The sequence below is a fragment of the Alcanivorax sp. MD8A genome (assembly GCF_002888555.1).
Lineage (GTDB): Bacteria > Pseudomonadota > Gammaproteobacteria > Pseudomonadales > Alcanivoracaceae > Alcanivorax.
Window position 1 is genome coordinate 94,681 of the sequence record NZ_AQOQ01000005.1, and the last position, 14,937, is coordinate 109,617.

16 protein-coding genes are annotated in these 14,937 nt (G+C 59.7%); 12 read left to right on the top strand and 4 right to left on the bottom strand.

The features are described from left to right. The first annotated feature begins 93 nt into the window (after positions 1 to 93). From argS to tatC, 12 genes are all read left to right on the top strand, one after another. On the top strand, positions 94 to 1,848 hold the full coding sequence (gene argS / locus A15D_RS04235; RefSeq protein WP_102790907.1) for an arginine--tRNA ligase: 1,755 nt from the start codon (positions 94 to 96) through the stop codon (positions 1,846 to 1,848). 36 nt (positions 1,849 to 1,884) lie between these two features. Then, positions 1,885 to 2,517 (top strand): SPOR domain-containing protein, encoded by a 633-nt coding sequence (locus A15D_RS04240; RefSeq protein ID WP_102790908.1) that lies wholly within the window; start codon positions 1,885 to 1,887, stop codon positions 2,515 to 2,517. A gap of 364 nt (positions 2,518 to 2,881) precedes the next feature. Beyond that, on the top strand, positions 2,882 to 3,406 hold the full coding sequence (hslV, locus tag A15D_RS04245) for an ATP-dependent protease subunit HslV (protein ID WP_102790909.1): 525 nt from the start codon (positions 2,882 to 2,884) through the stop codon (positions 3,404 to 3,406). Between the two features lie 4 nt (positions 3,407 to 3,410). Then, positions 3,411 to 4,748: an ATP-dependent protease ATPase subunit HslU gene (hslU, locus tag A15D_RS04250; RefSeq protein WP_102790910.1), complete on the top strand. Its 1,338-nt coding sequence runs from the start codon at positions 3,411 to 3,413 to the stop codon at positions 4,746 to 4,748. 107 nt (positions 4,749 to 4,855) lie between these two features. Beyond that, on the top strand, positions 4,856 to 5,551 hold the full coding sequence (locus A15D_RS04255; protein ID WP_102790911.1) for a hypothetical protein: 696 nt from the start codon (positions 4,856 to 4,858) through the stop codon (positions 5,549 to 5,551). 1 nt (position 5,552) lies between these two features. Then, positions 5,553 to 6,305, top strand: coding sequence for a bifunctional demethylmenaquinone methyltransferase/2-methoxy-6-polyprenyl-1,4-benzoquinol methylase UbiE (ubiE, locus tag A15D_RS04260; protein ID WP_022985302.1), 753 nt, complete (start codon positions 5,553 to 5,555; stop codon positions 6,303 to 6,305). After that, complete coding sequence (locus tag A15D_RS04265) at positions 6,305 to 6,961, top strand: SCP2 domain-containing protein (protein WP_022985303.1); 657 nt, start codon at positions 6,305 to 6,307, stop codon at positions 6,959 to 6,961. Before ubiE ends, A15D_RS04265 begins: the two co-directional genes overlap by 1 nt. Beyond that, the gene (locus tag A15D_RS04270; protein WP_022985304.1) at positions 6,961 to 8,565 is read left to right on the top strand and encodes an AarF/UbiB family protein; all 1,605 of its coding nucleotides are present in this window, start codon (positions 6,961 to 6,963) and stop codon (positions 8,563 to 8,565) included. Before A15D_RS04265 ends, A15D_RS04270 begins: the two co-directional genes overlap by 1 nt. 77 nt (positions 8,566 to 8,642) lie before the next feature. Further along, positions 8,643 to 8,978, top strand: coding sequence for a phosphoribosyl-ATP diphosphatase (locus A15D_RS04275; RefSeq protein WP_022985305.1), 336 nt, complete (start codon positions 8,643 to 8,645; stop codon positions 8,976 to 8,978). Between the two features lie 90 nt (positions 8,979 to 9,068). Next, on the top strand, positions 9,069 to 9,296 hold the full coding sequence (tatA, locus tag A15D_RS04280; protein ID WP_022985306.1) for a Sec-independent protein translocase subunit TatA: 228 nt from the start codon (positions 9,069 to 9,071) through the stop codon (positions 9,294 to 9,296). Positions 9,297 to 9,313: 17 nt separating this feature from the next. After that, a complete protein-coding gene (tatB, locus tag A15D_RS04285) occupies positions 9,314 to 9,679 on the top strand; it encodes a Sec-independent protein translocase protein TatB (protein WP_022985307.1) in 366 nt (121 codons plus the stop codon). Further along, complete coding sequence (tatC, locus tag A15D_RS04290; RefSeq protein WP_102790912.1) at positions 9,672 to 10,406, top strand: twin-arginine translocase subunit TatC; 735 nt, start codon at positions 9,672 to 9,674, stop codon at positions 10,404 to 10,406. Before tatB ends, tatC begins: the two co-directional genes overlap by 8 nt. A gap of 478 nt (positions 10,407 to 10,884) precedes the next feature. Here the strand turns inward: tatC and pnp are convergent, their stop codons facing one another. From pnp to rbfA, 4 genes are all read right to left on the bottom strand, one after another. Beyond that, the gene (gene pnp, locus A15D_RS04295) at positions 10,885 to 12,978 is read right to left on the bottom strand and encodes a polyribonucleotide nucleotidyltransferase (protein ID WP_022985309.1); all 2,094 of its coding nucleotides are present in this window, start codon (positions 12,976 to 12,978) and stop codon (positions 10,885 to 10,887) included. A 239-nt stretch (positions 12,979 to 13,217) separates the two neighbouring features. Further along, positions 13,218 to 13,487, bottom strand: a complete 270-nt coding sequence (gene rpsO / locus A15D_RS04300) for a 30S ribosomal protein S15 (RefSeq protein ID WP_022985310.1) — start codon at positions 13,485 to 13,487, stop codon at positions 13,218 to 13,220. A 94-nt stretch (positions 13,488 to 13,581) separates the two neighbouring features. Next, on the bottom strand, positions 13,582 to 14,499 hold the full coding sequence (gene truB / locus A15D_RS04305; RefSeq protein WP_022985311.1) for a tRNA pseudouridine(55) synthase TruB: 918 nt from the start codon (positions 14,497 to 14,499) through the stop codon (positions 13,582 to 13,584). A 12-nt stretch (positions 14,500 to 14,511) separates the two neighbouring features. Next, a complete protein-coding gene (rbfA, locus tag A15D_RS04310) occupies positions 14,512 to 14,922 on the bottom strand; it encodes a 30S ribosome-binding factor RbfA (protein WP_022985312.1) in 411 nt (136 codons plus the stop codon). Positions 14,923 to 14,937: the final 15 nt, after the last annotated feature.

Consider the following 14,937-nt stretch of genomic DNA (forward strand, 5'->3'; position numbering starts at 1 on the left):
TTATCCTCTGTGGTAAAAAAACAGCCCGACCCATGCGTCAACCGCCCTTTTCCCGTACAATCGCCGGCCAGTCAAACGGCCCCGACGGACCCCATGAAAGAACGCCTGATTTCCCTGATTGAAACCGCTCTCGACACCCTGATCGCCGAGGGCACGCTGCCTGCCGACGCCAAGCGCCCGGTGCAAATCGACCGCACCAAGGACAAGAGCCATGGCGATTTCGCCACCAACATCGCGCTGATGCTGGCCAAACCCGCCGGCATGAAGCCACGCGACCTGGCCGACAAGCTGATTGCCGCCCTGCCGCAGGACAGCGCCATTGCCAAGACCGAGATTGCCGGGCCCGGCTTTATCAACTTCTTTCAGGCCAGCGACTGGCTCACCAGCCTGCTGGATCAGGCGTTGGCAGATGCCCATCTGTCCGTGCCCCGCCCACAACAGATCCAGACCGTAGTGGTGGACTACTCCTCCCCGAACCTGGCCAAGGAAATGCACGTGGGGCACCTGCGGTCGTCCATCATCGGCGACGCGGTCGTACGAACGCTGGAATTCCTGGGTCACAATGTGGTTCGCCAGAACCACGTGGGCGACTGGGGGACCCAGTTCGGCATGCTGCTCGCCTATCTGGAAGAGCAGAAGGACGAAGAGAGCGCCGCCGAACTGTCCAGCGAATTGAGCGACCTGGAAGGCTTCTACCGTGCCGCCAAACAGCGCTTCGACGAATCGGAGGCGTTCGCCACCCGGGCCCGTGGCCTGGTGGTCAAGCTGCAGGCCCATGACCCGGAATGTCTGAAACTGTGGGGCGAGTTCAACGCCATTTCCCTGAGTCACTGTCAGGCCGTTTATGACCGCCTCGGCGTCAGCCTGACCGCAGACGATGTACGCGGCGAAAGTGCCTACAACGACGACTTGCCACAAGTGGTCTCGGACCTGGCCAGCAAGGGCCTGCTCAGTGAAGACCAGGGCGCCCAATGCGTCTTCATGGACGAATACAAGAACAAGGAAGGCGACCCGCTGCCCGTCATCGTGCAAAAAGCCGACGGCGGCTACCTGTACGCCACCACCGACCTGGCCGCCCTGCGCTACCGCGCCGACACCCTTGGCGCTGACCGCATGCTCTACTTTGTCGACCAGCGTCAGGCCCTGCACTTCCAGCAAATGTTCAGCCTCTCCAAGCTGGCGGGCTTTGTGCCGGAAAGCACCGACCTGTCGCACATGGGCTTTGGCACCATGAATGGCCCGGATGGACGCCCCTTCAAGACCCGCGACGGCGGCACCGTAAAACTGATCGACCTGCTCAACGAGGCCGAAGAGCGTGCCTACGCGCTGGTGAAGGAAAAGAACCCGGAACTGGCAGACAGTGAGCTGCGCACCATCGCCCGTGCGGTCGGCATCGGCGCGGTTAAGTATGCGGACCTGTCCAAGAACCGCAGCAGCGACTACATCTTCAATTTTGACCAGATGCTCAGCTTCGAGGGCAACACCGCCCCTTACTTGTTGTACGCCTACACCCGGGTCGCCAGCATCTTCCGCAAGGCAGGCCTGAACATGGCCGATGTCAACGGAGCCTTCCTGCTTCAGGAAGACGCCGAACAAGCGCTGGCCGCGCGGCTGGTGCAGTTTGGTGAAGTTCTGCAAAGTGTGGCCGACAAGGGCTTGCCCAACCTGCTGTGCCTGTACCTGTACGAGCTCGCCGGGCTGTTCTCCAGCTTCTACGAGCACTGCCCGATCCTCAACAGCGAGGACGCGGCCCTGAAACAGAGCCGGCTCAAGCTGGCCGCCCTGACAGCCCGCACCCTGAAACAGGGCATGGAACTGCTGGGCCTGTCGCCACTCGAACGCATGTAACCCTGACCGCCAGGCTGGCAAGAACCAGGAAGGATCATGGCAAAGAACACAAAACGCGGGGCCAGCCGTAGCCCCACTCGCAAGAAAAAAACCCAACGCCAGGTGCCCGGCTGGGTATGGCTATTCACGGGACTGATGGTGGGTCTGTTTGGCGCCTTCCTGTTTCACCTGGGCAAAACCCAGATGGCGCAGGGCGACGACACGCCCACCATCGTCAATACCGACAAGCCCAAAGACAAGCCTGCCGCAAAGAAGGAAGAACCGAAAAGCGACGAGCCCCCGCAATTCGACTTCTATGCTGTCCTGCCCAAGATGGAAGTGATCGTTCCACAAAACGAAACGGACACCAGTACCCGTCAGTCCAGCACCGACAACAAACCCAAACAAAACAACAGTCAGCCAAAGCCTGATGCGGGCACCCGCAACAGTGATGAAAAATACCTGTTGCAGGCGGGCAGCTTCCGCCGCAACGAGGACGCCGACCGCCGCCGCGCCGAGCTGATCCTCAAAGGTTTCGAGGCCTCCATCCAGTCCGTAAACCTGGATAGCGGCGACAGCTGGCACCGGGTCATGATCGGTCCCTACAACAACCTCAACGCCATGCACCGCGCCCAGGACCAACTGGCCAGCAACGGCATCGAAACCCTGCCGATCAAGATGAAAAAATAGACGCCGGCACCCGCAGGCGGAAGACAATAGGGCAGGAACGGTCATCCGGCCGCGACAGCCCAAGCCCGGCGCTTCATTCGCGGTGGAACCACCGCTCCCACAGCTTGGCCTGCAGCGGGAAACGTGACCTCTGTCGGAGCTTGCCTGCAAGCGATAGCCTCCAATCAATCCCCCTTGCTTGCAGGCAAGCTCCCACAACAACACCCCAGCCAACGCCAGGTGCGCGACCTCCAACCTATCAGCCCACACCCAGACCAACCCGCGCTACTATTCACTGTTAACTGTTAACTATTCACTCCCTTTGAAGCTTGAATCCCCGCCCGCCAGCCCCACATCAACAGAATCACTATGAAAGGAGCTTAACGTGACCACTATCGTATCCGTACGCCGCGGCAACAGCGTTGTCATCGGCGGTGACGGCCAGGTGTCACTGGGTAACACCGTCATGAAAGGGAATGCCCGCAAGGTACGCCACCTTTTTCACGGCAAGGTCATTGCCGGTTTTGCCGGGGGTACCGCCGACGCCTTTACCCTGTTCGAACGCTTTGAAGCGCAACTGGAAAAACACCAGGGCCACCTGGTCCGGGCCGCCGTGGAGCTGGCCAAGGACTGGCGCACCGACCGCGCCCTGCGACGACTGGAAGCCCTGCTGGCCGTCGCCGACAAGGAAGCCTCCTTGATCATTACCGGTAACGGCGATGTGATCGAACCGGAAAATGACCTGATTGCCATCGGCTCGGGCGGCCCCTTTGCCCAGGCCGCAGCCACCGGGCTGTTACAGAATACCGAGCTGGGTGCACGCGAAATTGTGGAAAAAAGCCTGACCATTGCCGGCGATATCTGCGTGTTCACCAACCAACAGAAAACCATTGAAGAACTGAACTGGTAACCCGATGCCTAACCTGACTCCCCGCGAAATTGTTCAGGAACTGAACAAACACATTGTCGGCCAGGAACCGGCCAAGAAATCCGTTGCCCTGGCCCTGCGCAATCGCTGGCGGCGCATGCAGCTGCCCGCCGAAATGCGCGCCGAAGTCGCCCCCAAGAACATTCTGATGATCGGCCCCACCGGCGTCGGCAAGACCGAAATTGCCCGCCGCCTGGCCAAGCTGGCCAACGCCCCCTTCCTGAAGGTGGAAGCCACCAAGTTCACGGAAGTGGGCTACGTGGGGCGCGATGTGGAATCCATCATCCGTGACCTGGTAGAAATGGCCATCAAGATGCTGCGCGAGCAGGAAATTGCCCGTGTCGGCAGTCAGGCTGACGATGCCGCCGAAGACCGCATCCTCGATGCGCTGTTGCCCACCGCCAGAGGCGCAGAGGAAGACAGCAAAACCGACAACAGTACCCGCCAGATCTTCCGCAAAAAGCTGCGTGAAGGCGAACTGGACGACAAGGAAATCGAGATCGACGTGGCGGCCAATCCGGCAGGGGTGGAAATCATGGCCCCGCCCGGCATGGAAGAAATGACCAGCCAGCTGCAACAGATGTTTTCCAAAATGGGCGGCAGCGGCCGGCGCAAGACACAAAAACTCCGTGTGCGCGAAGCCTACCGCCTGATCCGTGACGAAGAGGCCGCCCGTTTCGTCAATGAAGACGAGCTGAAAGTGAAAGCCATCGACGTGGTGGAAAACAGCGGCATCGTGTTCATCGATGAAATCGATAAAGTGGCCAAACGCGGAGAAGGCGGCGGCACCGATGTGTCCCGTGAAGGCGTGCAACGCGATTTGCTGCCCCTGATCGAAGGCTGCACTGTGTCCACCAAATACGGCATGGTGAAGACCGATCACGTACTGTTTATCGCCTCCGGTGCGTTCCATCTGGCCAAACCCAGCGACCTGATCCCGGAGCTGCAAGGCCGGCTGCCGATCCGCGTCGAACTCAGCGCCCTGAGCCCGGAAGATTTCCAGCGCATCCTCACCGAGCCCAAGTGTTCGCTCACTGAACAGTACAAGGCGCTGCTGGACACCGAAGGCCTGAAGCTGGAGATCACCGAGGACTGTATCCGCCGCATTGCAGAAGTGGCCTGGCAGGTTAACGAACGCACCGAAAACATTGGCGCCCGCCGCCTGCACACGGTACTCGAGAAACTGCTGGAAGAAATCAGCTTCGACGCTGATTCGCTGTCCACCCAGTACCATGACAAGCCTCTGGTGCTGGATGCCGAAGCGGTAGACCGTTACCTCGGAGAGCTGGCAGACGACGAAGACCTGAGCCGGTATATCCTGTAAACGGCTGAAGTCTGACGACGGACGTCTGACGCTATCACCCTGCGTCAGACGTCTGGCTTCCGACGCAGGACCGCTTTCCTGCTATTATCCCCGCCGGAGGAAAAACCATGACCGCCGGCGAACAGCTTCAACACTATCTCGAGCGCTTCTTTGCCTTGCGCCAGCACGGCGACGACGCCCTTTTTTTGGCCCGTCTGCGCCGCCTTCAAGAGTGGCAAGGCGAGCGACTCAAGCATACCCATGCGCACCTGCTCGACGATCCCGTTACCGCCGAGGGCATTCAGTTTTTACTGGACGATGTCTACGGAGGTCGCGAACTGCTGCCGGTTGCCCGGGAGATTCGCCGCGCCTTGCCCAAGGCCATGAAGTTGCTGCCTGAAAAGGTCATGGCCACCTCTGCCGCCGCACTGGAGGCCGCCATTCTGACCCAGGAACTGGACGAAGCCGTCACCCAAACGCTGGGAGAGGCACTGGATCAACCGCTCACGGAAATGACCTACCTCAAGGGCTTCCGCCAGGACCACCATCACAATGACCGCCTGCGGCAAGTGCAGCTGGTGGCCGAACTGGGCCACAGGCTGGATCGCTACATTCGCTCACGCATGCTCCATGCCACTTTTCGTATGGTGCGCAAGCCAGTCCATGCGGCGGGCTTTTCGAACCTGTATGATTTCATGGATCGCAGTTTCCGGGTGATGAAACCGGTACCCAGTGTGGGCCTGCTGCTGGAGCAGCTTGCCGCCCGCGAAGAAGCCATTATGCAAAAGGTCTATGCCGGCCACCCCACGCCTTTCGAGAATTGATATGTCCGACGACAACAAGGTCACACACTTCGGCTACCAGCAGGTACCGTGGCAGGAAAAACAGCAAAAGGTGGCCGGCGTATTCCGCTCGGTAGCGGGAAAATACGATGTGATGAACGACCTGATTTCCATGGGCAGTCATCGCATTCTCAAGCGCATGACCATCGAATTGGCCGGCATTCGCCCTGGCCACAAGGTGCTGGACCTGGCCGGCGGCACTGGTGATCTGGCCATCAAATTTTCCCGCCTGGTCGGCGAAACCGGTCAGGTTGTGCTGGCCGACATCAACGACGCCATGCTCGAGGTTGGCCGTGATCGACTGTTCGACGCAGGCTGCAGCCACAACACCCAGGTCGCCCAGGTGAATGGCGAGTGCCTCCCCTTTGAGGACAACACCTTCCATTGCATCACCATCGCCTTCGGCCTGCGCAATATCACTGACAAGGACGCCGCCCTGCGCTCCATGCTGCGGGTGCTCAAACCCGGCGGCCGCTTGCTGGTGCTGGAGTTTTCCACCCCCACCAACAAGACCCTGGCCAAGGCCTACGACGCCTATTCTTTTGCGGTCTGGCCGCGGCTCGGCAAACTGATCGTCAACGACGCCGACAGCTACCAGTATCTAGCCGAATCCATTCGCATGCATCCGGATCAGGACACCCTGCAAGGCATGATGGATAACGCCGGTTTTGCCCGTACCGAGTATTTCAACATGCTGGGCGGCATCGTGGCACTGCACAGAGGATTCAAGTTCTGATGAGTCTGAAAGACCAGTCACGCTCCCCGGGCCTGATTTCCACCACTGCCCTGGCCACCGTTGAGCGCGCCATCAACACGGCGCTGCGTTCCGACCCGGTGACAGCAGACAAACTGGCCGTGCATGCCGGGCGCCTGGTGGCGGTAGACGTCACCCTGCCACCTCTGGCGATCTACGCCCTGATCGTGGAAGACGGCGTGGAGCTATACCACCGCAGCGATGCCACCCCGGACGTGGCGGTTAAAGGCAGCCCCATGGATCTGGCCGCTCTGTTGCTGGAATGGAAAACCCGGCCCGGCGCCATCGCCGGGCCGGTGGACATCTCAGGCAACCGCGAACTGCTGCTGGAACTGCAACAGCTGGCCCGTGAGCTGCACATCGACTGGGGCGCCGTACTGGAACCGATTACCGGCTCTGAGCTGGCCCAGCAGCTGGATTACGGCGCCCGGCGCCTGTTCGGCTGGGCCAGACAGGCCGCCGGACGACTGGCAGAACAACTGGGCGATTACGTGGGCAACGAATCCGGCCTCACCCCGTCCCGCCGCGAGGTGTATGAATTTGGCCAGGATGTGGACGACCTGCGCCTGGACGTGGACCGCCTTGAGGCCCGCATCCAGCGACTCAACGCCGACCAGAACAGGGACGCCAACCACTGATGCCCCCCATTACCCGCATCCTCATGGTCACCCATGTGGTGTGCCGCTACCGACTGATTGCCCTGTTACCGGCCCATCCGCTACGGACCCTGCTGCTGACATTGTCGTTTCTGGTTCCCTCCAGCTGGGCGGGTACCGGCAAGCTCAGTGAAGGGGAGCGCCTGCAAAAGGCACTGGAACGCCTTGGCCCCATTTTCATCAAGTTTGGCCAGCTGCTCGCCACTCGCCAGGACATGTTGCCGCCTGAATGGACCGCAGCACTGGCGCGGCTTCAGGATCAGGTGGCCCCCTTCGATGGGGAACAGGCCCGAGATCTGGTCGAAGCGAGCCTGCCACTGCCCTTTGATGAGGTGTTCGCACAGTTCGACACCACCCCCATGGCCGCCGCGTCGGTGGCCCAGGTGCACGCCGCTACATTGAAGAACGGCCAGCAAGTAGTCGCCAAGGTCTTGCGGCCCACCATTCGCCCGGTGGTCCAGCGCGACCTGAAGGTCATGGCCTTTGGCGCCCGCTGGCTGGAGCGACTGTGGCGCGATGCCCGTTACTTCCGCCCGGTGCGTGTGGTAGAAGACTACCGCGACATCATTCTTGGTGAACTGGATCTCAGTGCCGAGGCCCGCAACAGCGAAGCCATGCGCCGTCACTTCCTGTTCAGTCCGCTGCTCTACATGCCCGCCATTCACCTGGAGCTGTCCAGCCCCACGGTGATCATCATGGACCGCATCAACGGCATCCCGGTCAATGATATCGAACGCATCAAAGCCGCCGGCATTGATCCGAAAGTGCTGGCTGAACGCGGCGTGGAAATCTTTTTCGCCCAGGTTTTCCGCTTCAACCTGTTCCATGCCGATATGCACCCGGGCAACATCTTCGTTAACCCGGAACACCCGGAATCCCCACAATACATGGCCATCGATGCCGCCATTGCCGGGCGCCTGTCGAAAGAAGACCTGAATGTGCTGGGGCGCATGGTGCTGGCCGTCATGCGCGAGGACTACAGCGCCCTGGTGGACGCGGTCATTCGTGCCGGCTGGAACCAGGCGCCCATTGACCGGCCCCGCTTCGAACGGGCCGTCATCGATCTGGTAGAACCGGTGCGCTCGGCCCAGCTGGACCAGCTGGAGTTCGCCCCGCTGGTGATGAAACTGTTCGATCTGGCTCGTCGCTACCACATCGAAATGCCGGTGCAGTACATCCTGTTGATGAAGACCCTGGTGCATATCGAAGGGCTCGGCCGCAGTATCTACCCGCAACTGGACATCTGGAACACGGGCCGCCCGCTACTGGAAGCCTGGATGCTGGCCGAATACGGCCCCGGCGCCACCCTCAAGAAACTGCAGAATCGCCTGCCGGAATGGACCGCCCAGTTACCGGACATGCCTGATCTGCTGCGTGACGGGCTGGAGACCTTGCGTGACCTGCCTTACCAGCAGGATCGCCTTGAGGCGCGCCTCGAACAGCAGCTGGTGCGCCACCGCCACAAACTGCTGGCCGGTCTCGCCGGTCTTGGCTGTGCCGGGGCCGCCCTGTGGCTGGCCAATCCCTACAGCTGGCCATTGTCGGCCGCAGCTCTGGTACTGGTGAGCTGGGGCTGGCGACGCTAGACTGTCGTCAGCAATGATCACTGCGCCTGACGAGGTCCCGATAAAGACACACGTCAGGCCATAACGAAGCACAGACTATGTCAGATATTCTCAGCCAGCTGCACGACGTTCTGGAATCCCGCAAGGGCGCCGACCCGGACAGCTCCTATGTGGCCAGCCTGTATGCCAAGGGCCTCAACAAGATTCTCGAGAAAGTGGGCGAAGAAGCGGTAGAGACCCTCCTCGCCGCCCGCGACGCCGAAGTCAGTGGCGACAACCAGGCCCTGATCAGCGAAACCGCCGACCTGTGGTTTCACAGTCTGGTCATGCTGGCCAAGCTGGGCGAACACCCTGACAAGGTACTGGCCGAGCTGGAGCGCCGTTTCGGCCTGTCCGGCCACGACGAAAAAGCCGCCCGCGGCAACAAGCACTGAGCACAACCAAACAACCATTAAAAGAATCACTAAAAGCGTGTCCCGTGGCGTGCTAGCGTTACAGGGACAACATTTCTGGAGTAAAGCATCATGTTTTCCGGCATCAGCATCTGGCAGTTACTGATCCTCCTCGCCATCGTCGTCCTGTTGTTCGGCACCAAGAAACTGCGCAACATGGGTGGCGATCTGGGTGGCGCCGTGAAGGGCTTCAAGAACGCCATGAAAGACGGCGAAGAAGAGCAGGACCAGAAACGCCTGGCTGAAAACGAAAAAACCCAGGCAGATCAAAAAACCGAAAAGGACAAGGATCAGGCCTGACCTGAAGCGAGGCGTCCATGTTCGATATCGGTTTTACCGAACTCGCCCTGATCTTCGTGATCGGACTGGTAGTGCTCGGCCCGGAACGCCTGCCCACCGTGGCCCGCACCCTGGGCCACTGGATGGGGCGTGCCCGTTCCACCTTCAATAATCTGAAGAATGAACTGGAACGCGAAGCCGTGACCCTGGACATGCGCGAGCGCATGGAAAAACAGATGCGGCAGATGGGGCTGGACGAAGACAGCATTCGTGAAGCCAAAGAAAGCCTGCTGAGCCCGGAACAGATCCACAAGGCGCGCCAACCTGCCAGCAAGGAAAACCGCATCCACCCTGATCCTCCCCAGGATGAAGACCAAGGCCAGGAACCACCCCGCAATGACTGACGCCAGTAACGATCCCGGCCAACCCCTGATCGCGCATCTGCTGGAATTACGTAACCGTCTGCTCAAAGCCATGGCAGTCGTGTTCGTGATTTTCCTCTGTCTGTTCTACTTTTCCCGCGAGCTCTACACCCTGGTGGCAAAGCCCCTCATGGATGCCATGCCGGACGGCACCAGCATGATTGCTACCGGTGTCGCCGCGCCGTTTCTGGCGCCGTTCAAACTGACACTCTACCTCAGTGTGTTCGCTGCCATGCCGTTCATTCTGCATCAGGGGTGGGCGTTTATTGCTCCCGGGCTATACAAGCACGAAAAGAAACTGGCGATTCCGCTTCTGGGCAGCAGCATCCTGCTGTTCTACGCTGGCGCCGCCTTTGCGTATTTCGTGGTCTTCCCGCTGATGTTCCAGTTCTTTACCGCCATCGCGCCGGAAGGCGTGGCCGTAACCACCGACATCAGCAGTTATCTGGACTTCGTGCTGGCCTTGTTCCTGGCATTCGGCCTGGCCTTCGAACTGCCCATTGCCATTGTGCTGCTGGTCGCCACCGGCGCCACCACGGTGGAAAAACTGGCCAAGGCCCGCGCCTATGTGGTGGTGGGCTGTTTCGTACTGGGCATGCTGCTGACCCCACCCGATGTGATCAGCCAGACCTTGCTGGCCATTCCCATGTGGTTCCTGTTCGAGATGGGCCTGCTCGCGGCAAGACTGGTAGAAAAACGTCCTGCCTAGTCCTAACAATGCCTTTGCCTGACCCGGAATGCGCCGCCACCAAGCGTAGCGAAGGAACGGCCCGAAGGGTGAGCGGAGCGAATAACCGACGCTCCTACGGCAAGCAGGGAGATTAATCAGGCTTTTCCCTCAAATCTGCTAAGAACCCCAAAAAAGGTTCATTGCGGGTTTCCGGGAAAGTCCAATTTAATCCCCGCCCTTGCCGTAGGAGCGTCGCTGGCGGCGCGATCCCAGACCAGGAAACAAAAGCACTTTCACAACAGAGGGCACAGCGTTCACTGAGGAAGGCGGTTTTCCTCTGTTGGCCCTTTCACCCTCTGCAGTAAATCAGTCTTTAACCACGCGGGTTATCGCGCCGCGAGCGACGCTCCTACAGCAAGGGGGCTTTTCTGTAAACGATTCCCCGCTAATCCGCGATGAACCAAAAAAAAGGGCCGGCAAATGCCGGCCCCTTCTATACTTCTGGAAGCGGGTCTAATCAGTCTTCCTTGGCTTCCTTCATGGACAGCTTGATACGGCCACGCTGATCCACGTCGAGGACTTTCACCTTGATGATGTCACCCTCGTTCACGTAGTCGGTCACCTTCTCCACACGCTCTTCAGCAATCTGGGAGATGTGCAGCAGACCTTCCGTGCCCGGCATGATGGCAACGAAAGCACCGAAATCAACCACACGGGTGACCTTGCCTTCGTAGATCACGCCCACTTCAGCTTCAGCGGTGATCTCTTCAACACGACGTACCGCTTCATCCGCTTTTTCACGGGTTTCACCGTAGATCTTCACGCTGCCATCGTCTTCGATATCGATGGTACAGCCGGTTTCCTCGGTGAGGGCACGGATGGTCGCACCACCTTTACCGATCACGTCACGGATCTTGTCCGGATTGATCTTCAGGGTCAGTAGGGTCGGTGCATTCTCGGATACCTGGGTACGGGACGCGCCGATGGCCTTGGACATTTCACCAAGGATATGGAGACGACCGGCGTTAGCCTGTTCCAGCGCCTTCTCCATGATCTCTTCGGTGATCCCTTCGATCTTGATATCCATCTGCAGGGCAGTCACACCGCGTGCGGTACCGGCCACCTTGAAGTCCATGTCGCCCAGGTGATCTTCGTCACCGAGGATGTCAGACAGTACCGCGAAACGGCCGTCTTCTTCCTTCACCAGACCCATGGCGATACCCGCCACCGGTGCAGTCAGGGGAACACCGGCATCCATCAGTGCCATGGAAGTGCCACACACGGACGCCATGGAAGAGGAACCGTTGGATTCGGTGATCTCGGAGACCACACGAATGGTGTAGGGGAAGTCCTGCACGGTGGGCAGTACTGCCTGCACACCACGACGGGCCAGGCGACCGTGACCGATCTCACGACGCTTCGGAGAACCGATCATGCCGGTCTCGCCCACGCAGTAAGGAGGGAAGTTGTAATGCAGCATGAAGTGATCCTGACGGGATCCTTCCAGCGCGTCGATGAACTGGGCATCACGCATACCGCCCAGGGTCGCCGCCACGATGGCCTGCGTCTCGCCACGGGTGAACAGTGCAGAACCGTGGGTCTTGGCCAGATTGCCGACCTGACAGTCGATGGCGCGCACCGCATCCAGGGCACGGCCGTCGATACGCGGCTTGCCGGACACAACCGCTTCACGCACCACGTTTTTCTCGATCTTGCCGAACAGCTCTTTCACTTCGCCCGCTTCTGGCGCGCCTTCTTCACCGGTAGCGAATTCGGCCACACAAGCGTCACGCAGCTCGCCGACTTTGGCGTAGCGGGCCATTTTCTCGGTAATCGTGTAGGCCTCGGCCAGGCCAGCCTCGAACTTGGCCTTGATGGCATCTTTCAGCTCGGTGTTTACGGCCGGAGCAGTCCACTCCCAGGCAGGGGTGCCCACTTCGGCAGCGAACTCGCGAATGCCCTGGATGACCGGCTGCATTTCCATGTGGCCGAACAGTACTGCACCCAGCATCTGGTCTTCAGACAGCTCTTTGGCTTCGGATTCCACCATCAGTACGGCGGGCTCGGTACCCGCAACCACCAGATCCAGAGCGGATTCGGCCAGCTCTGCGTAGCTCGGGTTGAGGATGTACATGCCATCCTTGAAGCCGACGCGGGCCGCACCGATGGGGCCACTGAACGGGATACCGGAGATTGCCAGGGCCGCAGAGGTACCAATCATGGCAGCGATGTCTGGATCGTTTTCCTTGTCCACGGACATCACGGTCGCCACGACCTGCACTTCATTCATGAAGCCATTGGGAAACAGCGGGCGGATCGGACGGTCGATCAGGCGGCAGGTGAGGGTTTCTTTCTCACTCGGGCGACCTTCACGCTTCAGGAAACCACCGGGGATACGGCCGGCGGCGTAGGTCTTTTCCTGGTAATTCACGGTCAGCGGGAAGAAGTTCTTGCTGGGGTCGGCTTCTTTCTTGCCCACCACGGTGACCAGCACTTCGGTGGCACCGATGCGTACCATGACAGCGGCAGTGGCCTGGCGGGCGATTTGCCCGGTTTCCAGGATGACCGTGTCACGGCCGAACTGAATCTCTTTGGTGATTTTATTGAACATATCTCGTCTCTTCTCTCTTCACGACAATCTTCGAGGCCCATGCCTCTGACAACATCTTCTTTCGCTCGCGCATCATAACCCGCCAGCCCGCAGGGCGGAAATCGGCGTGAGCCGATCCTCGCCAAAAACATCGCTTGCCAGCAAGCGACCGCAGGGGGGAGGGAATTGTGTCCCTCCAGAAACAACAAAAGCCCGGCGGAGCCGAGCTTCTGTTGCGGTTACCCGATCTGCACAGCCTGTTAGCGACGCAGACCCAGCTTTTCGATCAGCTGGAGGTAACGAGTGCGGTCTTTCTTGGCCAGGTAGTCCAGCAGCTTACGACGCTGGTTTACCATGCGGATCAGGCCGCGACGGCTGTGGTGATCCTTCTTGTGGTCCTTGAAGTGACCCTGCAGGCCATTGATGTTGGCGGTCAGCAGTGCAACCTGCACTTCCGGAGAACCGGTATCGCCTTCTTTCTGGCCGTGCTCTTTCAGGATTTCCGCTTTCTGTTCTACGGTCAAAGCCATGGTTTTGCTCCAATATGCACAATGAATGTCACGGTCAGCCATGCATATTTATAGCTGCCGTCGGGTTTTCCAAGCCGGTTACCGCAAGGGCAACTCAGTTTGAAACCAGTCGACGCGGCGCAATTCGCCCGTCTTCCAGCACCTCACCGACGCCCAAAAACTCGCCGCTGGATGCCTTGTAAACACTGACCCAGCCGTCCACCGGACGGTCTGAGGCCATCACTGGCTGACCCTGCTGAATGTAATAGGCAGCATTGTCACCCAGTTCAACGCGCGGCCAGTCTGCCACGCTGGTTGATAAAGGCAAGAGCAGTTCGTCGATTGCCTCGAACCCGCCCTCGGCCTTGATATTGCCCAGTTGCTCCAGGGTCAGCATCTTTTCCGCCGGATAGGGCCCCGCCGACAAGCGGTGCAGAACGGTGACATGGCCGCCACAGCCCAGCTTGTCTCCGGTGTCTTCCACCAGCGAACGCACGTAAGTGCCCTTGGAACAGTCCACCTCAAATTCCAGCTCATCGCCTTCGATCCGCAGAATCCGGATGTCATAAATGGTCACCGCGCGAGGCTTGCGCTCCACGGTCTTGCCTTCCCGCGCCAGCTTGTAGAGGGGAACCCCCTCATGCTTGATCGCCGAATACATGCTGGGAATCTGCTCGATATCCCCCATGAAAGACATCAGCGCATCTTCGATATCCGCTGCAGAGGCCGTGACCTCAGTGGTCTTCACCACCTCACCATCGGCATCACCGGTTTCCGTGGTGACACCCAGTTTGGCCGTGACCCGGTAGCTCTTGTCGGATTCCAGCAGGAACTGGCTGAATTTGGTCGCCTCGCCAAAACAGATTGGCAGCATACCGGTGGCCAGGGGATCCAGGCTGCCAGTGTGGCCCGCCTTGGCGGCAGCGAACATCTTCTTCGCCATCTGCAGAGCACCGTTACTGCTCACGCCGGTCACTTTATCCAACAACAAAATGCCGCTGATATTGCGGCCACGGGGACGACGTTTTGCCACCGGAGTGCTCCGTTAATCCTGCTCGGGTTCGTCGTTGTCCGGACGCAACTCCCGGTCTTCCGCGCGGACATCGTCAATCAGACGAGACATCTTCGCGGCGTTTTCCGGGGTCATGTCATAGTGGAAACGCAACTTGGGGGTGGTGCGGGTATTCAGGCTCTGAGCCAGGCTACTGCGCAGAAAGCCACTGGCCTTTTCCAGCACCTTCTCAGCTTCTGCCCCTTCTTCTTCACCTTTGCCCAGCAACGTGAAGTAGACATCGGCAAAAGACAGGTCCCGGGAGACCGTCACATCCTGCACGGTCGCCAGGTTCACCCGCGGGTCTTTGACTTCAAACTGCAGCAACCGGGACAGCTCACGCTGGATCTGGTCCGCGATACGGTCGGTGCGGTTAAACCCCTGCGGGCGACGATGACGACTCATGGCAGTTGCGGCCGG

Bases quoted from the DNA above. Each gene is read 5' to 3' on its own strand.
- argS (WP_102790907.1), top strand. From the start codon at position 94: ATGAAAGAACGCCTGATTTCCCTGATTGAAACCGCTCTCGACACCCTG.
- A15D_RS04240 (WP_102790908.1), top strand. From the start codon at position 1,885: ATGGCAAAGAACACAAAACGCGGGGCCAGCCGTAGCCCCACTCGCAAG.
- hslU (WP_102790910.1), top strand. From the start codon at position 3,411: ATGCCTAACCTGACTCCCCGCGAAATTGTTCAGGAACTGAACAAACAC.
- A15D_RS04255 (WP_102790911.1), top strand. From the start codon at position 4,856: ATGACCGCCGGCGAACAGCTTCAACACTATCTCGAGCGCTTCTTTGCC.
- ubiE (WP_022985302.1), top strand. From the start codon at position 5,553: ATGTCCGACGACAACAAGGTCACACACTTCGGCTACCAGCAGGTACCG.
- A15D_RS04265 (WP_022985303.1), top strand. From the start codon at position 6,305: ATGAGTCTGAAAGACCAGTCACGCTCCCCGGGCCTGATTTCCACCACT.
- A15D_RS04270 (WP_022985304.1), top strand. From the start codon at position 6,961: ATGCCCCCCATTACCCGCATCCTCATGGTCACCCATGTGGTGTGCCGC.
- A15D_RS04275 (WP_022985305.1), top strand. From the start codon at position 8,643: ATGTCAGATATTCTCAGCCAGCTGCACGACGTTCTGGAATCCCGCAAG.
- tatA (WP_022985306.1), top strand. From the start codon at position 9,069: ATGTTTTCCGGCATCAGCATCTGGCAGTTACTGATCCTCCTCGCCATC.
- tatB (WP_022985307.1), top strand. From the start codon at position 9,314: ATGTTCGATATCGGTTTTACCGAACTCGCCCTGATCTTCGTGATCGGA.
- tatC (WP_102790912.1), top strand. From the start codon at position 9,672: ATGACTGACGCCAGTAACGATCCCGGCCAACCCCTGATCGCGCATCTG.
- pnp (WP_022985309.1), bottom strand. From the start codon at position 12,978: ATGTTCAATAAAATCACCAAAGAGATTCAGTTCGGCCGTGACACGGTC.
- rpsO (WP_022985310.1), bottom strand. From the start codon at position 13,487: ATGGCTTTGACCGTAGAACAGAAAGCGGAAATCCTGAAAGAGCACGGC.
- rbfA (WP_022985312.1), bottom strand. From the start codon at position 14,922: ATGAGTCGTCATCGTCGCCCGCAGGGGTTTAACCGCACCGACCGTATC.